Origin of the sequence: Providencia lanzhouensis, assembly GCF_050469745.1 — a bacterium.
GTDB lineage: Bacteria > Pseudomonadota > Gammaproteobacteria > Enterobacterales > Enterobacteriaceae > Providencia > Providencia lanzhouensis.
In genome coordinates this window covers 1,292,808-1,313,047 of the sequence record NZ_CP174123.1, presented here as the reverse complement: position 1 = coordinate 1,313,047, position 20,240 = coordinate 1,292,808, and the positions used below count along the sequence as shown (strand labels likewise).

At 41.7% G+C, this 20,240-nt stretch carries 20 protein-coding genes; 13 read left to right on the top strand and 7 right to left on the bottom strand.

Annotated elements, in window-relative coordinates; all coding sequences use genetic code 11:
• Positions 1 to 5 precede the first annotated feature (5 nt).
• The 6 genes from ACIH2S_RS06020 to cspD all read left to right on the top strand — a co-directional run bounded on the left by ACIH2S_RS06020 (position 6) and on the right by cspD (position 3,304).
• Positions 6 to 209, top strand: coding sequence for a hypothetical protein (locus tag ACIH2S_RS06020; RefSeq protein WP_430248247.1), 204 nt, complete (start codon positions 6 to 8; stop codon positions 207 to 209).
• Positions 210 to 219: 10 nt separating this feature from the next.
• A complete protein-coding gene (locus tag ACIH2S_RS06015; protein ID WP_430248246.1) occupies positions 220 to 555 on the top strand; it encodes a hypothetical protein in 336 nt (111 codons plus the stop codon).
• 36 nt (positions 556 to 591) lie between these two features.
• The gene (locus tag ACIH2S_RS06010) at positions 592 to 1,389 is read left to right on the top strand and encodes a DNA adenine methylase (protein ID WP_430248245.1); all 798 of its coding nucleotides are present in this window, start codon (positions 592 to 594) and stop codon (positions 1,387 to 1,389) included.
• 31 nt (positions 1,390 to 1,420) lie between these two features.
• A complete protein-coding gene (locus ACIH2S_RS06005) occupies positions 1,421 to 1,657 on the top strand; it encodes a hypothetical protein (RefSeq protein ID WP_006662242.1) in 237 nt (78 codons plus the stop codon).
• Positions 1,647 to 2,780 carry a phage integrase Arm DNA-binding domain-containing protein gene (locus tag ACIH2S_RS06000; protein ID WP_006662243.1) on the top strand — a complete coding sequence of 378 codons (1,134 nt, stop codon included), beginning with the start codon at positions 1,647 to 1,649 and terminating at the stop codon, positions 2,778 to 2,780. Before ACIH2S_RS06005 ends, ACIH2S_RS06000 begins: the two co-directional genes overlap by 11 nt.
• A gap of 290 nt (positions 2,781 to 3,070) precedes the next feature.
• A complete protein-coding gene (gene cspD, locus ACIH2S_RS05995; RefSeq protein ID WP_036951850.1) occupies positions 3,071 to 3,304 on the top strand; it encodes a cold shock domain-containing protein CspD in 234 nt (77 codons plus the stop codon).
• Positions 3,305 to 3,407: 103 nt separating this feature from the next.
• On the opposite strand, the gene ACIH2S_RS05990 is transcribed toward cspD, so the two are convergent.
• The 7 genes from ACIH2S_RS05990 to ACIH2S_RS05960 all read right to left on the bottom strand — a co-directional run bounded on the left by ACIH2S_RS05990 (position 3,408) and on the right by ACIH2S_RS05960 (position 12,792).
• The gene (locus ACIH2S_RS05990; RefSeq protein WP_108478965.1) at positions 3,408 to 4,343 is read right to left on the bottom strand and encodes a DUF1177 domain-containing protein; all 936 of its coding nucleotides are present in this window, start codon (positions 4,341 to 4,343) and stop codon (positions 3,408 to 3,410) included.
• 222 nt (positions 4,344 to 4,565) lie between these two features.
• Positions 4,566 to 5,312 carry an IclR family transcriptional regulator gene (locus ACIH2S_RS05985; protein WP_036983690.1) on the bottom strand — a complete coding sequence of 249 codons (747 nt, stop codon included), beginning with the start codon at positions 5,310 to 5,312 and terminating at the stop codon, positions 4,566 to 4,568.
• Positions 5,309 to 6,142 carry a nitrilase-related carbon-nitrogen hydrolase gene (locus tag ACIH2S_RS05980; RefSeq protein WP_036951854.1) on the bottom strand — a complete coding sequence of 278 codons (834 nt, stop codon included), beginning with the start codon at positions 6,140 to 6,142 and terminating at the stop codon, positions 5,309 to 5,311. The genes ACIH2S_RS05985 and ACIH2S_RS05980 overlap by 4 nt, the downstream gene beginning before the upstream one ends.
• 10 nt (positions 6,143 to 6,152) lie before the next feature.
• A complete protein-coding gene (locus ACIH2S_RS05975) occupies positions 6,153 to 7,499 on the bottom strand; it encodes a purine-cytosine permease family protein (RefSeq protein WP_108478966.1) in 1,347 nt (448 codons plus the stop codon).
• A 464-nt stretch (positions 7,500 to 7,963) separates the two neighbouring features.
• Complete coding sequence (gene macB / locus ACIH2S_RS05970) at positions 7,964 to 9,907, bottom strand: macrolide ABC transporter ATP-binding protein/permease MacB (protein WP_108478996.1); 1,944 nt, start codon at positions 9,905 to 9,907, stop codon at positions 7,964 to 7,966.
• A gap of 2 nt (positions 9,908 to 9,909) precedes the next feature.
• Positions 9,910 to 11,019, bottom strand: a complete 1,110-nt coding sequence (macA, locus tag ACIH2S_RS05965) for a macrolide transporter subunit MacA (RefSeq protein ID WP_036951860.1) — start codon at positions 11,017 to 11,019, stop codon at positions 9,910 to 9,912.
• 108 nt (positions 11,020 to 11,127) lie between these two features.
• The gene (locus tag ACIH2S_RS05960) at positions 11,128 to 12,792 is read right to left on the bottom strand and encodes an ATP-dependent nuclease (protein WP_036951861.1); all 1,665 of its coding nucleotides are present in this window, start codon (positions 12,790 to 12,792) and stop codon (positions 11,128 to 11,130) included.
• Between the two features lie 412 nt (positions 12,793 to 13,204).
• On the opposite strand from ACIH2S_RS05960, the gene ACIH2S_RS05955 reads away from it, so the two are divergent.
• From ACIH2S_RS05955 to ACIH2S_RS05925, 7 genes are all read left to right on the top strand, one after another.
• Positions 13,205 to 14,104, top strand: coding sequence for a lysine exporter LysO family protein (locus ACIH2S_RS05955; protein WP_036951864.1), 900 nt, complete (start codon positions 13,205 to 13,207; stop codon positions 14,102 to 14,104).
• 51 nt (positions 14,105 to 14,155) lie between these two features.
• Complete coding sequence (locus tag ACIH2S_RS05950; protein ID WP_108478967.1) at positions 14,156 to 15,637, top strand: DUF2867 domain-containing protein; 1,482 nt, start codon at positions 14,156 to 14,158, stop codon at positions 15,635 to 15,637.
• Between the two features lie 99 nt (positions 15,638 to 15,736).
• Positions 15,737 to 16,465, top strand: a complete 729-nt coding sequence (artP, locus tag ACIH2S_RS05945; RefSeq protein WP_036951870.1) for an arginine ABC transporter ATP-binding protein ArtP — start codon at positions 15,737 to 15,739, stop codon at positions 16,463 to 16,465.
• A gap of 36 nt (positions 16,466 to 16,501) precedes the next feature.
• Positions 16,502 to 17,245, top strand: a complete 744-nt coding sequence (gene artJ / locus ACIH2S_RS05940) for an arginine ABC transporter substrate-binding protein (RefSeq protein ID WP_036951873.1) — start codon at positions 16,502 to 16,504, stop codon at positions 17,243 to 17,245.
• Positions 17,246 to 17,257: 12 nt separating this feature from the next.
• Positions 17,258 to 17,998 carry an arginine ABC transporter permease ArtQ gene (gene artQ, locus ACIH2S_RS05935; RefSeq protein ID WP_036951876.1) on the top strand — a complete coding sequence of 247 codons (741 nt, stop codon included), beginning with the start codon at positions 17,258 to 17,260 and terminating at the stop codon, positions 17,996 to 17,998.
• Positions 17,995 to 18,663: an arginine ABC transporter permease ArtM gene (artM, locus tag ACIH2S_RS05930; protein WP_036951879.1), complete on the top strand. Its 669-nt coding sequence runs from the start codon at positions 17,995 to 17,997 to the stop codon at positions 18,661 to 18,663. Before artQ ends, artM begins: the two co-directional genes overlap by 4 nt.
• A 176-nt stretch (positions 18,664 to 18,839) precedes the next feature.
• Complete coding sequence (locus ACIH2S_RS05925) at positions 18,840 to 20,240, top strand: hypothetical protein (protein WP_108478968.1); 1,401 nt, start codon at positions 18,840 to 18,842, stop codon at positions 20,238 to 20,240.

The following is a 20,240-nucleotide window of genomic DNA, read 5'->3' as shown; positions in this document are numbered from 1 at the left end:
TAATCATGTCTAACGAAATTAAATTTGATGCAGATATATTACTCGAATCAGTTAACGCCCATGGTGCTGATGGTCATGTTTACAATGACACAAAAAAACGCTTCTTTAATGGTGCTCAAATACATACATCACCAGTAGTTAATATCGATACTTATCTTGCTGATGGATATATCCAGACAGTTAATTCAGTTTACAGAATTGTTGTGTGAGGATAACGATATGAGCATTAAGCAATTACAGCAACAAATTCATCAGCAAAATAAAGATGCTGGATGGTGGGACAACCCACGCGAAAAAGGGACACTACTCTGCCTGATTCATTCAGAAATCAGTGAAGCGATGGAAGGTGAACGCAAGGATTTAATGGACGATCACTTGCCTCATCGAAAAATGGCAGAGGTTGAATTAGCTGATGCTGTTATTCGTATTTTGGATTACGCACATGCGTTCGGCTATGACATTGAAAGCGCCATCACTGAAAAGCTCGAATACAACAAACATCGTGCTGACCATAAACGTGAAAACAGATCAAAAGAAGGCGGCAAGCAGTTCTAATTTAACTCGCAGGGATGCAATGAAGGAAAATTAATAATGGCAACCATTAAGCACCCACTCATTCGCTACCATGGCGGCAAGTATCGACTTGCTCCTTGGGTGATTAGTCACTTTCCAGATCATCGTTGTTATGTTGAGCCATTTGGTGGGGCTGCGTCAGTTCTTTTACGTAAACCTCGATCGGAAGCTGAAGTTTATAACGATTTGGATGATGAAATAGTAAATCTGTTTCGCGTTCTGCGTGATAAAGATCAGGCTGAAAAACTTATCGATGCTTGCTTATTAACGCCCTACTCACGAACTGAATTTAATTGTGCTTATGAAGTTTCTGATTGCTCTATTGAACGAGCACGTAAAACGATTGTTCGCGCCACTATGGGCTTTGGTAGCGCCGGTGCAACGAAAGGTAAAACGGGTTTTAGATTAGACACTAAGCGTAATTCAGCGACAGCACAAAAAATATGGACACGTGCACCGGAAAACCTGCTCGCTGTAGTGGATAGATTGCAAGGGGTATTAATTGAAAATCGTGATGCTGTTCAGTGCATGAAAGACCATGATACCACCAGCACCTTACATTTTATTGATCCGCCTTATCTACATGAAACAAGGAGTATGAGAAGCGAAACATACCGGTACGAAATGGATGAATGGGGCCACCAGCAATTAATCACTGTCGCTGGCCAGCTTCAAGGGAAAGTTATTATCTGTGGTTATGACAACGATTTATATAACGGCCAACTCTCGAGCTGGCGAAAAGCAGTAAAGACAACGGCAGCAAATGGACACGCAGGTTCAGTAAAGCGTACCGAGTGTTTGTGGTTGAATTTTTAATCTGCATGCGGGCAGATATGTGGAGGTAATTATGTCTAGAATGGTATCTCTAGAAGCATGGGCAAAACTGGAATTCGGTGATGATGCGCCCAGCAAGCAAGTGTTATTGAAGTATGCGAAAGCGAACATGATGGTACCACCAGCCTTAAAAGTTGGTAAGAAATGGATGGTAGATCGTGATTCCCGCTGGGTGGGTATTGTTTCAAAACCTCAATTACCGAATTGCTCAAACGATAAACTTCAAAGGATATTATCTGATGGCAGCTAGACCCCGCGCTCATAAAATCACTATTCCAAATTTGTATCGGAAATTAGATAAACGAAACGGAAAGGTTTATTGGCAATATAAACACCCGTTAACCGGTAGGTTTCATAGCCTCGGCACGGACGCCGAGGAAGCCGAGCAAGTAGCCGCTCAAGCAAATGTGGTTATAGCTGAACAGCAAACAAAACAAATACTCAGTATCAATGACAGGCTTTCAAATATTAAAAATAAGAAAATTGGCATTAGCGTGTCCAATTGGATTGATAAATATTTAGAAATACAGCAAGAACGAATGGACCAAGGCGAGTTAAAGCTAAACTCATATAAGCAAAAAATTAAGCCGCTAAATTTATTTAAGCAGCATTGTGGGATGATGTCCTTAAAAGATATAACAGCGCTTGAAGTCGTTAAAATAACAGACGAAGTAAAGGCGCTCGGGCATAACCGAATGGCTCAAGTAGTCAGATCCGTGATTGTTGATGTGTTTAAAGAGGCTCAGCATGTTGGCCATGTTCCACCAGGGTATAACCCTGCTCTTGCAACCAAGAAACCTAGAAGCAAAGTGAAGCGAGAGCGCTTATCGCTGGATGAATGGAAGGCTATCTATCAGCAAGCAGCTATGCACCCTCATTACTTACAGCATGGGATGCTATTAGCTCTAATTACAGGGCAGCGCCTTGGTGATATCACAAAAATGAAATTCTCGGATGTTTGGGATGGAATGTTGCACATTGAGCAAGAAAAAACAGGGACGAAAATTGCCATCCCATTAACGCTGAAGTGTGATGCTATAGAAATGACGCTTGGTGATGTGATCTCCATGTGTAGGGATCTTGTTGTTAGCCCTTACCTACTTCACCATCGCCATTCTATTGCTAGGGGTAAAAAAGGCGGGGCAATATCAAATACCTCATTAACGGCCGCGTTTAAAAATGCACGTAATAAATGTGGAATTACTTGGTCGAAAGGTGCTGAACCAACCTTTCATGAACAGCGTTCTCTTTCTGAAAGGATATATCGAGAACAAGGATTGGATACTCAAAGATTGTTAGGTCACAGGTCGAAAGTAATGACTGATAATTACAACGATGATCGCGGTAAAGAGTGGAAAATTGTCGTAATTTAAAGACTCAAATTTTTAAATGTTTTGGGGAGTATTTTTGGTGGGGTTTTGGGGAAGAAAATAATTGCTTATAAAACAAACAGAAACACCATAACACTCCTTATGCGTTTAATCATAATAAGAAAATCGATATTTTAATAAATCAATATATACAATAAGTTAAAAACAGATAAAAAATATTATCGAAATAAAACATTAATTTAATTTACGTGTAATGAAAAAACTCTTCTGGTATACATATGCATTTTATGCATGTATATAAACAGTCAGTAGCAAACTTGAAGGACAGAAATATGAATACAGGTACGGTTAAGTGGTTCAATAATGCCAAAGGTTTTGGTTTTATTTGCCCAGAAGATGGCGGAGATGATGTATTTGCACATTATTCCACAATCCAGATGGATGGTTACCGGACACTCAAAGCGGGTCAAAAGGTCAGCTACACGCTTATGATTGACGGACCTAAAGGCGCGCATGCTACCGCCATTATCCCAATTATCGAAAGTGGTGAAGCGAAAACAGAATAAGCTAGGGTAATAGAGCACAGTTAATTATTTTTAAGGGGTAAATAATTAACTGTGGCTATTCCAAATTAACGACGTTCTAAATTAAGACAGTCTGCAACAAATATTATTGTTCATCCGTTGCCTGCAAATGATGCATATCACCATACAATTCAGTTAATAACTGATATTGCTCTTCATCATAGAACGCGCATTGCCCTTCACCGAAAGCTTTTGCGACTTCAATCATAAATTTCACAGTCGCAGCAATGTCTACTTCATGGCTGGCTCCCGTTGAACAACCCGGTACAACAGTTTCAGTGCAAATGGCGACACCAACAACCGGAACCGTCGTTGAAACTGCTGGTTGCATAATACTATTGAGGTGATGAAGCCCATTGCCATAAGGCGTGATATCTTGGATAGATAGCGGGAAAGTCACTGCATTTTGTCCGCTACTCCACTCCATTAAACGCAATAGATCCTCAGAAACAGGTAGGATATACCCCGATTTAACCGTCGGTGATAGCGCATAACCCTTATGGTTAATTAAGCGATTTCCTTTGGTGGTATCCACCGATAAAATTGCATCAGCTTCAGGGATCCCTTCATGAAGATTCATCGTTGCGTCTTCAAGGGGGGAATCCATAAAATCGACGGGTGTATGCGGACGAGTTGGTGCATTTGGACAGATATGCGTTGTAATGATCACATCCCCCTGTAATGCATCTCCTCTTTGCTGCATTTCAGCCAATTTTAATCCCGTTGTGATGGCAGCAATTGCACCATCCGCATCAGAAACAACCCCAATGCGCGAAGGCCTGGCTCCCAATCCACCTAAACGCCCGATGATCCCTAACGTTGGTGCATTCTTACCTTGGGACTTGCCTTGTAAACCCGGAATGGTGATTCTGACGAAATCGCTTTGGCCTTTTTGATCGACAACCGTCGTTGAAATGACTTGAACTGAGGGGAAATCCTGGAACAACTGAACAACATCATGCCCACTAACATTCGCACAATCGAGCAGCTCATAAACGCACAAAGTTTGCTTTAGAGTCATTGTACTTCCTTTAATTCTAATTATTTTTTTTAGAGTTTTAGAGTAAACGGGCACCAAAGGAGCACCCGCTTACTCTGAATACCCCTTAACTAAAGACAAAGGGTATATTTCCTGATGAAGGCGTATTCACGCACTTTGAATGGTATTTAATTATTATTTACTGCAACTACTCATTACTGAACTTTTACTACTGATACTGCTGTATATCACAAGGTTTTTTGACTACTTGGTACTACGCTCTAACCAATAAGGATCCCCAACCATACATCCTAGGTAAGAAGCCTTACGGTAAAGATCTTGGGACAACTGCACGATAATCTCATCGGTCATTTGCGACGCAGGGAGACTCAAACACAACGCATACAACGTATTTTGTGAAGGGTCATATACTGTACTGGATACAGAAGCGACACCGGCAACTGACTCATTGACTGAAAACTCCCAACCTCGTTCAGTGATCACGCTAATGCGCTCATTTAAACTAGCTCGAGACTCTTCAGGCTCTAAATTAATTAAGTTTATGCGCTCATTTATCGGCAAACGTGCTAATAATGCGCGCCCCGTTGATGTGCCACCAATAGGTAAACGCGTTCCCGGCTGCGTAACCACTTGCAGCATGCTATTACCAATTCGTGCATGAACAACACGGACTTTATCTTCATCTAACGCAGATACATAACTGGTAAACCCCGTATCTTTCGTCAAACTGTCTAATGCTTCTAACGCCATATCAATTAAATGGTTCATGCCACGAGCTCGGTGGGCAATCTCCATAATCAACAAACCTGGACGATAAATCGGCGCGTTATTTTTCTTTTCGAGTAACCCAAGTTCTGCCATCTGCTTTAACAGACGTGACGCGGAGCTTTTCGGCATCGATAATTCATTGACCAACGTGGTGACCGTTAGCTCATTACCTGAGCGTAAAAATAGGCGATACACGTCGACAACACTTGTTAAAATACTCATACCTGAGTTTCCTGCACTAGCAAGCCATAATCCAGAGGCTTTCTATCTCTTAGATAAGGCACATTTAAACGCGTATATGCCTGAAGACGAAAATCAATCTCACCCACTAACAACTGTTCTTGTTCGCAAGATGCCTCACACAAAACTTGCCCACGCGGGCCCATAATTTTACTGCCACCAAATAGGTGTAAATCTTCTTCATGCCCCCAGCGATTGACCGCTAGAAGATGCGTGCCATTTTCTAAAGCACGACACGCTGTATTAATGTCCCACATATCGCGGTCTTGAATACACCAGGCAGAAGGCGCAATCAGTAACTCAGCGCCTTGTAAAGTGAGGATCCGCGCTACTTCAGGGAAGCCCATGTCGTAGCAAATCATCACACCAATTTTACCGATTGGCGTATCAAACACGGGGAAAGTATCCCCGTTTTTGAACCACTGTTTTTCAATACCAAACGCATGAACCTTACGAAATACACCGCTGATATTTTCACAGCCGGGATTCCATACGCCCACCGAGTTATATACTTCACCTAGTCGGCTACCGCGTTCGGCAAATCCCGCTACAATCGTGATATCTAAGCGGGAAGCCAATTGACTAAACATACGATATGTTTCGCTGCCGTCAAAATCGCTGAGATCCCATAATTGAGTAGATAATAAATCACCACGATAACCGGTTGTGGCTAACTCAGGGAAACAGATAAGTTTTGCCCCTTGCGATGCCGCTTGTTCGCATAATTGCGCCATGCGTTGCAAATTACCCGTCTTATTCCCTAGCTCAGAATCGAACTGAGCTAGCGCAACTTTAACTCGGTTATCAGTCATCCATTTGCCCTCAATCTAAATGAGAAACTTGGCGGAAGTGAGTACCTTTTTCGCCTCGGAATGCCGCTAATAAGCGCATACCAATCCAATAAGCCACCGCACCAACCAGCAAAGAGTTCAACGCTGGGACGCCAATATCTGCACCAAAAGGTCCTAGAGCAGAGGTTCCCCAACCAACAACGACCGCACAGCACCATGCCACTAAAGTTACTGGGTTATACGCTTCACAACGCGTTGGTAAAATGCCTTGTTCTCGGGTGATATCCAGCTCTTTTCTGTCACGTTTTAACAAGTAATAATCAACAACCATAATACCCGCGACAGGCGGAATCGAAATACCAAGATAAATTAAGAAACTAATAAAGTTATCTAAAATGCCTAACATGGAAGCCACAGTACCAAAAATACCAATAATCCATGTTAAATAACGGCGGTCAAAACGCTTATTAAAAATAGCGTTCAACAGTGTGGAGAAGCCGAGTGATGAAGAGTAGAGATTGATATCATTCATTTTAATTGTTGAGAAGATAACAATCGATGCACCTAGCAACCCAGTTAACGCCATCATCAAATCAAAAACTTGGCTTGTGCGTAATGCTAAAGCCATTAATACCGCTATCATGTTGACGAAAAGCTCGCCACAGAATGTACCAATCAACGTCATCCAGAACACATCTTTCGGCTTATGCATAAAGCGACTGATGTCTGGTGTTGTTACAGCAGAGATGATAAAACCACCCGCAACCATCGTAATTGCAGCTGGCATTGTCATTAAAGGCCCGGCAGGTTCAGTGGCATTAATTAATAAACTAATGTCCTGTCCCGATAATAAATTATAAGTTGCCCAACCTAGTGCGAATAAAAATAGCGGTGTTGAAATATTCGCGGTAATAGATAAAAAGCGATACCCATATACCGTAATAATTGTCACCGCAATGCCTGTAATAAGCGACCAGGTCCCTGGTGTTAGCACGTTAGTCGCTTTATACATACCATCCGCGAAGAAACCATTTTGGACACCGAACCAACCCATTAAGGAGATAGCAATGGCACCTCCAATTAATGCCGATCCTAGTTTTCCAAAACCAGACCACCGAGACAGTAGACTGATTGACATTCCTTCACGGCAAGCTGCCGCTCCGAGACCCCAACTGACGACCTGTAAAATTACAGAACCGAGCATTGTTGCCCAAAACGCCTGCCAAAACGTTAATCCATAACCAAGCGCTGCACCTAGCATCACTTGCGAAACGCAAGCGAGTGAACCGATACGGAGGATCAACACTTCATAAAACGGTCGACGAGCACTTTGCGGTACCCGCGCCAGAGAATAATCTTCACCTGCTTTATTTGCCATTTTTTATCCTGCTGTGTATGAGTCTTTACTTGTGATTTTTTGGCTTTTCGCTAAAGTTCCATTTAACGGAACTAGGTTTCATTTATTCTACAAGACAAATAATATCCACGATCGGTACTAAATCGCAAGTAGAATTTACCTTTTTGATAGCTTTTTTATTATCGGTTATTTAAATGGTAGGAGAAATAGGAGGGGGTAAAAACAAAATAAGCTGTAAATTAATAGGTTAAAAAAACCACATTTGATTAGAGAAATTTCACAAAATGAGTGTTCATCGATAGATAATTCTAATTTAGACACGCAAATATAGAGTAAATTATCTTTTCATTGCCGTTAATCTCACAAAATATTCGACCTAAACAGCTATTCACTAATTATTTTATCTAATAAATTGCCTTATTCGTGAGAAAAAAGTTGTAGAGATCCCCCCTCTACAACTTTTCAAATAATCACTGATGGATAAATTACTCTCTTGCTAATGCATCAATCGGATTTAATCTCGCCGCATTTCTCGCGGGTAGGAAACCAAAAATAATCCCAATCGCCGTTGAACAGGCAAATGCACTGACAAGTGCAATTGGATCAAATGCAAATGTCCAGCCTGGCAGCGCCATTTGAGCAATCAGACTGACGCCATAAGATAAGCCAATTCCCATTAAGCCACCGATAAGACACACTAACACCGCCTCAATAAGAAATTGCTGCATCACATCCATCGTTCGAGCACCAACCGCCATACGAATACCGATTTCACGGGTTCTTTCTGTGACAGACACCAACATAATATTCATCACACCAATCCCCCCAACCACAAGGGAAATGACAGCGACCAAAGTCAAAAAGAGCTGCATAGTTTGGGTGGTTTTTTCCGCTGTTTTGACCAATGTATCAATATTATAGGTAAAAATATCCTTCTTACCGTGACGCAAAGTCAGCAAACGGGTCAGTTGCTGCTCAGCCACTTTCGCATCAATGCCATCCTTCACTCTAACCACAATGCTGTCATAGTAAGAACGGTTAATCAGCTTACTGTTAATTGTCGTGTCGGGTAAAAACACTTCTAGGCTTTTACTGGAACCAAAAATTGACTTTTGCTCTCCTAATACACCAATGACAGTGGCGGGCATATTTCCGATGAGCAATGTCTCACCCACGACATTCTGTTTGTTCGGAAAAAATCGTCGTTTCGTATTACCGTCAATCACAACTACAGGCGCACGCCGATCAAGCATATCCTGAGTAAATCCCATCCCTTCAGCGAATTTATTACCATAAACTTGGAAATAACCTACCCCCACTCCTGCGACTCGAGCCACCGCATCTAAATTCCCTTTACGTAATCGAGCAGAGGTATCAATGGAGCCAGTCACCGACTGAACATAAGGCTGCTGAGCAATGGCAGAAATATCGGAGGCTTTCAACGCTTGGCGATTTTCTGGGTCATCGCTGCCAAAATCTTTTCCGGGATACACCGAAATTGTATTGGTACCAATCGATTTAATATCATTCAATACCATCCCTTTGGCCGCATCGCCAATTACCATGATGGATACCACTGAGGCAATACCAATCACAATTCCCAGCATCGTCAGCAAGGTGCGCATTTTATTCACTACCATCGCGCGCCACGCCATCAATAAAGCTTCACTAAATCGGCTAACCCATTGCCCTAATGGATTTTTCTTCATCGCGATTTTTGTCGGAAACTCAGCTTTCTTCGTTGCTAACATACCTGAATCATTGATGATTTCGCCATCTTTGATTTCAACGATCCGCTCTGCTTGTTGCGCGACTTTCGGGTCATGGGTAACGATGATCACCGTATGCCCTTGGGCACAAAGATCTTTTAAGATCTTCATGACCTCTTCCCCCGAATGGCTATCCAGCGCCCCCGTCGGCTCATCCGCCAAAATAACCTGTCCGCCATTCATCAGAGCGCGAGCAATACTAACCCTTTGTTGCTGCCCCCCCGACAATTGGCTTGGGCGATAATGAACTCGTTCACCTAAGCCTAAACGTTGAAGTAATTGCACCGCCCGTTCCTGTCGCTGAGACTTGCCTGCTCCGGCATAAATAGCGGGGATTTCAACATTTTGCTCAGCACTCAAATGGCTCAGTAAATGGTAACGCTGGAAGATAAAGCCAAAATGTTCACGTCGTAATTGTGCCAATTGGTCATTATCCAATGTCGCAATATTTTGACCTGCAACGAAATATTCCCCTGATGTGGGTTTATCCAAGCATCCCAAAATATTCATCAACGTCGATTTTCCCGACCCTGACGCACCGATAATCGCCACCATTTCACCGGCATTTATTTTCAACGAAACATCTTTGAGTACGGTGATCTCCTGCTCACCCGCAGGATAGCGCCGCGTAATATTATGCAGCTCCAGTAAAGTCGTCATCATTACAATTCCGTATCGCTGCTGCGACCGACGATGACCTTATCCCCTTCTTGCAACCCTTTAATCACTTCCACTGAAACATCGTTACGACTGCCAATTTCAATGTTTCTCTTTTGCGGTATCCCATCATTCAAAACTTCCACTTCATAAACTTGCGGAGTGACTTCGTTTCCTAAAGCGAGCAAGGGAAGGAGCAGCACATTTTTATGGGACTCAAGCTCAATCACCACTTGTGCGGTCATTTGTAGCTTTAAAAGATGTTGAGGGTTTGGCACTTCAAAACGGGCATAGTAGAAAATCGCATCGTTAATTTTTTCAGGGGTCGGTAGGATATCTTTCAATTTTCCTGCGAATTTTTTATCCGGAGCGCCTAACACGGTAAAAGACGCACTTTGCCCTGGCTCAAGGTAGATAACATCCGCTTCGGAAACTTCTGCTTTGACCAACATAGTATCCAAATCAGCGAGCGTTAAAATCGTTGGTGCCTCTTGGGCGGCAATTACCGTTTGCCCTTGTAATGTTTTGATAAACGTCACAATACCATCCATTGGCGCTGTAATTTGGGTGTATTTCAGATTCGTTTTTGCGGTATCTAAAGAGGCGCGATTACGTTTAATCTGCGACTGATACGTGGCCACCTTCGCTTTATTCACTTCCACATCGGTTCTGGCTTTATCCAGCTCTTGCTGAGCCACCGCTTGTACTTTTGAGAGGCTTAAATGGCGTTGGTAAGTCACTTGTGCAAGCTTTAATTCAGCCTGAGCCAATGCCAAGTTGGATTCTAATTCATGGATAGTTTCTTGAGATTCAGTGACTTCGTTTTGCGCTTTTTGCGGGTCAATAACGGCAAGCAGATCGCCTTTTTTAACGGTATCACCTTCTTTAACGTACAGTGTTTGCAGTTGACCGCTAACCTGCGCCCCCACATCCACTTTACGTACAGCATCTAATTTACCCGTCGCCATAACCCGCTTATCGAGATCGCCACGAGTCACATCAACCGTTTGGTAGCTCTCTGGTTGCTGGTTACCAAGAAAAAACCATGCGGTAACCAGCGCCGCGAGTAGGACAAATATGCCATAAATCCATTTTTTTCTTGATGCTGCCTTCATTAACTCTGTTCCTATTTTCAATCAGAGGGCCGCCCCTCTCTTGAAAATAAGATAGCTGAATAATTATCACTCTTCACTAAACAGATTTAAGATTAACTGCAATTTATATTAATACGCCTTACCGCGTGCCAACCATGCGACTCTTGAGAACATATTTCTCAGAGCTAATGGTACAGCTTCAGGGCCTAATTCAGCGGCACGGTTTACTGTCGCCAGCGCTAAGTCAGGTTTTGACGTCCGTGCAATCGCTTTTAAAATCACGCGGCGAGTGGATACTCGAGCATTTTCAGGAATTTCTGCAATTTCATGGTACAAACCTTGAAACCCTTCGCGATACAGAAAATGTTCCATATCCGGTGCAGGCAACATGGTTAACCGGTCTCTATCTGGCGAATTAATTTTGTTGGCGTAATGCGTCGCCGTTGCGGCATATTTTCGCCCTGCTTCATCCCCATCAGTTAATACATGCCATTCAATGCCCATTTTATTGGCAAATTTTAATAAAGGTTTTAAGCCACTTTGTGCAAAAGCAATTACCTTAATGCCTTCTGTTTCGAAGAAATAATTACACTGCCTTGCAAATTCACTCATTAGCCAAATTTCCGTTTCACCTTCAACCAGTAGCCAACAACGGGCAAATAATGCGGAAGGTCGATTAAAGCGGATATGGAAAGAGATTTTACGTAACTCTTCAGCACTTAAATCCTGCGGGTTCAAACGATATGCAGACACTTTATTAGTATCACGGACAAGACGGCATAAGCTGTCAATTGGCGCTTGGGAAAGTAAGTCACCAGAATTGGTTGTGGTGATCCGCTGCAAGGAGAATAAACTAAACAGCCCCCACGCAATAGACAACATAATAGGGTGTAACCGTGTTTCAGGGTCTTCCACAATAATAATTGGGCGAGCATGTTTATCCAGCTCAATATTCCCTTTAGATTGCAGTAACGATGAAAACATCCCTAAGATAATCAGGCGAATATTACGTTGATTCGGCTTCGCTATTAATCGGTTAATATTATCCAATGCCTGCCACCCCCGCTTACGAGGCTCGATACTAATCATTGGATTATCCGTTTTCACCATATGACCGCTTTTCCCTGAAAAATAGTGGCTCAGCAATTGCTGCATCGCGTCCACCCCATCTTCAAGGTCATTATCACTTAAGCGTTCAGGATTATTCACCAGCGCCATCGTCAATTCTTTAATCTGATGATTAAAGTTTTCACGGAAATTGTTGCTTCCGCTGACTATCGTCTCGGGGTTTATACTATTTAAGAAACGCGCATCTCGTAAGCGAATTACGGGATATAAACGGACAATTTCTTTAATATACTTACCCACATTATCAAGGGATAATTTATTACCCCCAGAATTTAAGAAGCACTTATCTACCGTAACGCTGTTATCATCTTTTAGCTCCGCACTTACTCGGAATAAAATATGTTTTAAGTCATCTCCATTATCGACCCAAACAGAAGCTAGATTTTGGAAACGATAAGAATGATGGCGACCAGGACGACTCTCACAGAACTTTAAGACAATCTGCAAAGTACGAAAACGTGTTTCATCATCCCCTGTAGGATGGTGAAAATCATTAGCTGTGAATTGGTATTCGCGATGTTCGGGAGAGAGCAAAATATCTAAGGCATCGAGTAAACTTGATTTCCCCCATGAGTTTTCCCCGATGAGAACGGTATTATTATTAAGTTCTAAAGAAAGTCGGTTGATCCCTCTAAATCCGTATATTTCCACACGTTCCAGATACATATCTCTCTCCTTGCTATCGAAAACTGAGTTTGATTGTAACATCTTGACCACTCAAGGATCCGTGAAACAACCTGAACTATCTCAAATAAAAGCTTACTCATTAAGCCAATTAATTACTATACGAGTCAACACAGTACAAAAAAAACACGTTGCGATACATGTCCCTGTATTGAGCTTATTTAGTTGGTGATATAGGATGTTTATGCTTTATTTTCCAGCATTTTTCTCCTATTTTTAGTTAATCAGCCATTGAAAAATATTTATCACTCACGTGATATTTAGCATCACAGGTTAAATTTATTCATGTTTCGATAGCTATGTTCATGAATTTTTAAATATAATCTGTTGTTTATATTGGCATAAATTAGTGTAGTTAATGCAGTAAAACAAAATGAAATAAAAGGGCACTAACATGTATTCAGGCTTGCTGATTATTCTTTTACCTCTGTTTCTTGGTTACTTGATACCTATAAAAAATAAAAATGTTCTTCATCGAGTTCATCAGTCTTTAAATTCGATGGTGTACGTTATTTTATTTTTAATGGGTATTACCCTTGCTTTGCTTGAAAACCTCAGCGCACATTTAGTGTCCATCTTAATTTATGCCCTGACCTTCTTCGCCTGCATTTTTGGCCTCAATGCGCTTTCTTTAATTCTCCTGGATAAACTTGATCCGTGGAAAGTACCGCAGCACAAGCAAGAAAAGCCCCCTTCACGTATCAAAATGGTATTTGAATCCTTGCAGCTGTGTGGTGTCTTGCTCATTGGCTTTTTAGTAGGATTAACGGGGTTTAAATTCTTACATTATGCGGATAAAGGCAGCCAAGTGGCGCTAATGTTGCTGCTGTTACTGGTTGGGGTACAACTGCGTAATAGTGGCATGCATATTCGACAGATTTTAATTAACCGCCGAGGTACGACTATTGCCTTAGTCATGGGGGTTAGCGCCCTTATCGGTGGGGCAGCCGCAGCCTTTTTCCTTGGGCTTCCTATCAAAATGGGGTTAGCTATCGCCTCTGGATTTGGTTGGTATTCACTCACTGGTATCTTAATTACCGATGCCTATGGTCCCGTGATGGGTAGCGCCGCATTTTTTAATGATCTATTGCGAGAATTGACTGCCATCATGTTGATTCCATTAATCATTAATCGCTATCGTTCTACTGCATTGGGAATTTGTGGCTCTACGTCTATGGACTTTACTTTACCGGTATTGCAGCGTAGTGGTGGCGTGTCGATTGTCCCCGCGGCTATCGTTCACGGCTTCGTTTTAAGTCTAATTACGCCAATCCTTATGGCCTTCTTTACATAAGTAGAATTTCAGTCACAATAGCCGTTAATTTAGGTATCACAGGAAATTAACATGACGGGTAAACAACGAGTTTTAGTACTAGGTGCAAGTGGCTATATTGGGCAAAATTTAATTCCTAAATTATTGGAAGAAGGTCATGAAGTCACTGCTGCCGCCCGACGTGTAGACTGGATGCTATCCCAAGGTTGGTCGGATACTCGCTGTATCTATGTGGATTTACACCAGCCTGAAACCCTGAAAAATATCATGGACGAGGTGGATATTGTTTACTTCCTCGTTCATAGCATGGCGGATCAAGCCAATCTTATTGAACGTGAACGTGAAGCGGCACGCAATGTACAAAATGCGCTGCAAGGCTCTAACGTCAAGCAGGTGATTTATCTCAGCGCACTGCAACATGGGCATACTTATTCCCCGCATTTAATTGCCAGACGCTTAACAGGGGAGATTCTGCGCGAAAGTGGTATTCCTGTGACTGAAATTCGCGCATCCATAATTGTTGGTTCAGGTTCTGCGGCCTTCGAAATTATGCGAGATATGGTGTATAACCTTGCCATCTTGACGCCGCCTCGTTGGGTACGTTCAAAATCATCCCCAATTGCCCTTGAAAATATCCTGTATTACCTCACCCAGTTAGCCCAACTTCCCGTGACAGAAAGTCGAGTGTTAGATGCGGGTGGCCCTGAATATATAAGCTACCAAGAGCTCTTCAAGCGCTTTATCAAAGTCTCTGGAAAGCGTCGCTTGTTAATTCCAATTCCAATCCCTGTCAGCATGATCTCCGTGCACTTTATTAGCTTGATAACTTCAGTACCGCCGACTATTGCCAAAGAGTTGATCCAAGGCTTACAACACGATCTGCCTGCAGACGATAAACTCATTCGCGAGCTTATCCCGCAAACGCTGATTTCATTTGATGATGCAGTCAGAACCACATTAGCGGAAGAAGCCAGTGCCATTGATAACTCTGATTGGGGTTATGATCCTGAGGTGAGAAAACGCTGGCGACCGGGTTACGGTTACTATCCTAAACAAGCGGGCTTTACCTTTAGCACCACCGCATCCACAGAATCGCTCTGGCATACCGTCCAGCAAATTGGAGGAAAAGAAGGCTATTTTTACGCCAATATCCTTTGGAAAACACGCGCCATTATGGACGATATGATGTTGAATAAAGTCAAATATGGCAGACCTGATCGTGACACCTTACAGGTTGGTGATGAAGTTGATGGTTGGCGAGTCATTAATATGGAACCAAATAAACAACTTAGCTTACTTTTTGGTATGAAAGCACCAGGTTTAGGTCGATTAACTTTCACTATTCATGATAGTGGAAACCTACGCTCCATTGATGTTCGTGCATGGTGGCATCCTGCGGGTTTCAGCGGATTACTCTATTGGTTTGCGATGATGCCAGCTCATCTGTTCATCTTTAAAGGCATGGCTAAGCGTATTAGTGAATTGGCTATTCAACGGGACAAAAAGCTTGTGACAGCACCGATAGCGGAAGATAGCTCCAATAAGCCAGAATAAATTTAGCGTAAAAAACCAAATTTTTATGCATAAAACATTGCATAAATATGCTTACAGGATTAATATCGCGGGTAGTTAATTTAGATATTATTGGTAAGCATGAGCATTCAATTAAAAAACATAAACTGTTTCTACGGTAACCATCAGGCACTCTTTGATATCAACTTAGAGTGCTCTGCTGGTGAAACCATGGTATTACTCGGACCAAGTGGCGCAGGTAAAAGCTCCTTACTGCGCGTACTGAACCTGCTAGAAATGCCACGTTCAGGTCAACTCAATGTTGCCAACCATACTTTTGATTTTGCCAAAACACCAGATGCGAAAGCCATTCGCGATCTGCGCCAAAATGTAGGTATGGTTTTCCAACAATATAATCTCTGGCCTCATTTAAGTGTGATGGATAACCTGATTGAAGCGCCATGCCGCGTTTTGAAGCTATCCAAACAGCAAGCACAAGAAAAAGCCGCTAAGCTGTTAGAGCGCTTACGTTTATCGCAATTTGCTGACCGTTATCCCCTGCATTTATCCGGTGGACAGCAACAACGTGTCGCGATTGCTCGCGCCTTGATGATGGAACCTCAAGTTCTGTTATTTGATGAACCAACAGCCGCACTTGACCCTGAAATTACAGCGCAAGTGGTGGATATTATTCGTGAACTTTCAGCAACGGGGATCACCCAAGTTATCGTGACCCATGAAGTTGAAATTGCCCGTAAAACCGCAAGCCGTGTGGTCTATATGGAAAACGGTCATATTGTAGAGCAAGGAGATGCTAGCCACTTCGCTGCACCTCAAACCGAAGCATTTGCAAATTATCTATCCCATTAATAGATTCTGTCCCACTAATAGATATAGGATTAAGCAATGAAAAAATTATTATTAGCTACATTATTAGGCGCTGTAACCCTATCTGCGGCGGCGGCGGAAAAAGAGACCATCCGTTTTGCAACTGAAGCAACTTACGCCCCGTTTGAAATGTTTGATAAAAACAACCAAATCGTAGGTTTTGACGTAGATCTGGCAAATGCAATGTGTGAAAAAATGAATGCAACCTGCACATTCACACACCAATCTTTTGATAGCTTAATTCCAAGCCTGAAATTCCGTCGCTTTGAAGCGTTAATGGCGGGTATCGATATTACCCCTGAGCGTCAACAACAAGTGGATTTCACCGAAACTTACTATCCGAACTCCGCTGAGTTTATTGCAGTAAAAGATAAGATTACTGCCGTTGACCAGTTAAAAGGTAAAAAAATCGGGGTACAAAACGGTACCACACACCAGAAATACATTCTGGAACAACATAAAGATATGACGGTTGTCCCTTATGATAACTACCAATCTGCCATTTTAGATCTGCAAAACGGTCGTATTAATGCGGTATTCGGTGACACAGCCGTTGCTGATGAATGGTTAAAAGCGAAAGGTAATGAAAACTTAGCGGCTGTGGGCGACAAAGTGACCGATCCACAATACTTTGGCATTGGTTTAGGTATCGCGGTTCGTAAAGGCAACAAAGAGTTGCTGGATAAAATGAACAAAGCCTTATCTGAAGTTAAAGCCGATGGCACCTACGATGCTATCCATAAAAAATGGTTTCAACAGTAGTCGATATAATTAATGAATGATTTATTCTTTTTAGCAAGTGCCGCCGGTATTACCGTCGGCCTTGCCGTTTTAGCACTAGTCCTTGGATTGGTTCTCGCGATGCTATTTACCGCGTGGGAATCTGTTCGGTTCAAACCTCTCGCCTTTTTAGGAACCTGCTGGGTCACGCTGATCCGTGGTTTACCTGAACTACTGGTGGTGCTGTTTGTCTATTTTGGAACTCTCCAGCTTATTAACCTGTTAGGTGATGGTATCGCCATTAACTTAGGCTTCTGGCAAGGTACTTTCCAAATTGACCCGAGCATTTTCTTTGCTGATAGCGGCGAATTTGACTACACACCATTCTTCTGTGGTGTAGTTGCGCTCGCGCTGTTATATGCATCTTACGCCTCCCAGACCTTGCGTGGTGCCTTGAAAGCCGTACCTTATGGTCAATGGGAAGCGGGATTAGCACTTGGATTAAGCAAACGCACCATTTTCTTTCGCTATATCATGCCGCAAATGTGGCGCCATGCCCTGCCCGGCTTAGGTAACCAATGGTTAGTGTTACTCAAGGATACCGCGTTAGTCTCCTTAATTAGCGTCAATGACTTAATGCTACAAACTAAAACCATTGTGAATCGTACCCATGAACCATTTACTTGGTACGCTATTGTGGGACTGATTTACCTCGCTATCACCCTATTAAGCCAATTGGTGCTAAAACGTATTGAACTGCGCACCACGCGTTTTGAACGGAGTGATGCGAAATGATCGATTTAATTCTACAAATATTACCGGGATTACCGACCAGCTTGTCACTGACCTTCAGTGCATTATTGGTGGCTTTTATCTTAGCCATCTTCTTTACGCTGATCTTATCCCTCAAAACTCCCGTCATTTCACAAGCGGTTAAGGTGTATATCACCCTATTCACGGGTACGCCGTTATTAGTGCAATTCTTCTTGATTTATAATGGCCCGAGCCAATTTAAGTCACTGCAAGATTACCCTATGCTGTGGGAGTTTATTTCGACGCCTTGGGTTTGTGCGATGGTGGCATTAGCATTAAACAGTGCAGCCTATTCCACACTGTTATTCCATGGCGCAGTAAAAGCCATTCCGTCAGGTCAGTGGCAGTCTTGCCAAGCGCTGGGTATGAATAAGCTGCAAACTATGCGGATTATTCTTCCTTATGCGTTTAAACGTTCACTTTCATCCTATTCCAACGAAGTCGTACTGATTTTCAAAAGTACCTCTCTCGCCAGTACCATTACGATGCTGGATATTATGGGCTACAGTAGCCAAGTATTTGGGCAGACATGGGATGTCATGGCGTTTGTCGCGGCAGGAATTATCTATCTTGTGGTGAATGCGATTCTGACGTTAATTATGCGTCTGATTGAGCGTAAAGCACTGGCTTTTGAACATCGCAGCTAAAAGTTAACAGATTGTTTTTAAATGAAAAAGCTTGGTCTTATGCCAAGCTTTTTTGTATGAAAAACATACATGGCAAATCATTTCTATATATTATATTGCTTTTTGAAAGATAGACCTTTTTTGTATTGGTAGCATGAATCATTGCAAAATTATACCGATTAAATAAGGCTATCGAGATGATTACACAAATTAATTTTTCCGTTCCTTTTCAACAAGAACCTATTGTTAATTACATAGCAACGAATATCCCCGATCTATTTCAGAATAAGCTTGTCAAAGTATCAAATATTAGCCCTATTCAAGCAGGTATTTGCCGTGGTCTTTCCACTTGTTTTCTGCTGTATGAGAACAATAACCGTGGCACGCAATATATAGAGAAGATAAATGAGTCCTTTGACACTTTAGCCCATTATGAAGAGCCTCAAAATACACTCGATGAGTATCTTTTAAATTTCATTAAAAATGTCAAACTCTCAGAATTTAATGTTTTAATGCACCAAGCCGTCAATGAACAAATAGATTATTCAAATACTATTGCATTGGATAATCTATTATTCGATATAAAGAACCTCACACTTAGAGAGATAAGTGCTCAGGAAGAAAATATTGTGTATTTGGCTAACTTACTTCAACTACCTGAGATCACTAAAATATTGAGTGACCCCGATAAATTTATCATTGGCTATGATTCCCTTGCCAATTTAGTATTTTTTATAAAAAAAATACTGGATAGAAACTGCTCCAGTTGCTTGCATTTATCCCAGGAAGAAATAGCACCAATAAGAGAAAAATTATCCTATAGAATGCCGTTAACAACAGATGATGCCCATTTAATTTTGATTGCCTTTTTAAAATTTGAGTTAGACAGAATGGGGCTAATCTCCGTTGATAGACAAATTCGCGCAGGATTAATCGACGATAATACACAACCACTGGAAAATAGACAAAATATCAATCATTATGGCGAGTTAAAAACACTAGCTGATATAGAAATGGATATCGATGAATCAATAAAAAGCAAAGGTTATTATTATTCTCTTGTAGAAACAATCGGCCACTGTATGGCTATTTCTGCCAAAAGTAATAACAAGAAAGTAGTATATACATTTTTTGATCCAAACAATGGCATTTTATTTGATGAAGATAGCTACAGGTTTTTCAAACAATTATCTCAATTTTTTAATGAATTTAGTACCAATGATCAAACTGAGCATTCTTATGCTGGTCATGCATTACTTAATGTCCGCATAATTGATAAAAGAGCCAACAGTCAAAACAAACTTAGCTTACCTGAATTTTCTGATGAAGATATTCAAACTAATATAAAAAATGCACTCATAAAAAATAAAGCAAATATAGTATTACCCAATAATTTCAAAATAAAACTGAAAAGCCATGACTTAATAAGTAATATAACCAAAATCACCATTTATAAGGGACTAAAAAAATGGAATCTCGATTCAAATGAAACTGACGTTAAAAAAATGATTTCAACTATTACTGAAAATCTCCCATTAATAAAGAACACAAAAGGTAATTTGTCTATTGATAAATATGGAGAAATTCATAATAGATAG

Coding starts and splice junctions, on each gene's coding strand:
- ACIH2S_RS06020 (WP_430248247.1), top strand. CDS start 6: ATGTCTAACGAAATTAAATTTGATGCAGATATATTACTCGAATCAGTT.
- ACIH2S_RS06015 (WP_430248246.1), top strand. CDS start 220: ATGAGCATTAAGCAATTACAGCAACAAATTCATCAGCAAAATAAAGAT.
- ACIH2S_RS06010 (WP_430248245.1), top strand. CDS start 592: ATGGCAACCATTAAGCACCCACTCATTCGCTACCATGGCGGCAAGTAT.
- ACIH2S_RS06005 (WP_006662242.1), top strand. CDS start 1,421: ATGTCTAGAATGGTATCTCTAGAAGCATGGGCAAAACTGGAATTCGGT.
- ACIH2S_RS06000 (WP_006662243.1), top strand. CDS start 1,647: ATGGCAGCTAGACCCCGCGCTCATAAAATCACTATTCCAAATTTGTAT.
- cspD (WP_036951850.1), top strand. CDS start 3,071: ATGAATACAGGTACGGTTAAGTGGTTCAATAATGCCAAAGGTTTTGGT.
- ACIH2S_RS05990 (WP_108478965.1), bottom strand. CDS start 4,343: ATGACTCTAAAGCAAACTTTGTGCGTTTATGAGCTGCTCGATTGTGCG.
- ACIH2S_RS05985 (WP_036983690.1), bottom strand. CDS start 5,312: ATGAGTATTTTAACAAGTGTTGTCGACGTGTATCGCCTATTTTTACGC.
- ACIH2S_RS05980 (WP_036951854.1), bottom strand. CDS start 6,142: ATGACTGATAACCGAGTTAAAGTTGCGCTAGCTCAGTTCGATTCTGAG.
- ACIH2S_RS05975 (WP_108478966.1), bottom strand. CDS start 7,499: ATGGCAAATAAAGCAGGTGAAGATTATTCTCTGGCGCGGGTACCGCAA.
- macB (WP_108478996.1), bottom strand. CDS start 9,907: ATGACGACTTTACTGGAGCTGCATAATATTACGCGGCGCTATCCTGCG.
- macA (WP_036951860.1), bottom strand. CDS start 11,019: ATGAAGGCAGCATCAAGAAAAAAATGGATTTATGGCATATTTGTCCTA.
- ACIH2S_RS05960 (WP_036951861.1), bottom strand. CDS start 12,792: ATGTATCTGGAACGTGTGGAAATATACGGATTTAGAGGGATCAACCGA.
- ACIH2S_RS05955 (WP_036951864.1), top strand. CDS start 13,205: ATGTATTCAGGCTTGCTGATTATTCTTTTACCTCTGTTTCTTGGTTAC.
- ACIH2S_RS05950 (WP_108478967.1), top strand. CDS start 14,156: ATGACGGGTAAACAACGAGTTTTAGTACTAGGTGCAAGTGGCTATATT.
- artP (WP_036951870.1), top strand. CDS start 15,737: ATGAGCATTCAATTAAAAAACATAAACTGTTTCTACGGTAACCATCAG.
- artJ (WP_036951873.1), top strand. CDS start 16,502: ATGAAAAAATTATTATTAGCTACATTATTAGGCGCTGTAACCCTATCT.
- artQ (WP_036951876.1), top strand. CDS start 17,258: ATGAATGATTTATTCTTTTTAGCAAGTGCCGCCGGTATTACCGTCGGC.
- artM (WP_036951879.1), top strand. CDS start 17,995: ATGATCGATTTAATTCTACAAATATTACCGGGATTACCGACCAGCTTG.
- ACIH2S_RS05925 (WP_108478968.1), top strand. CDS start 18,840: ATGATTACACAAATTAATTTTTCCGTTCCTTTTCAACAAGAACCTATT.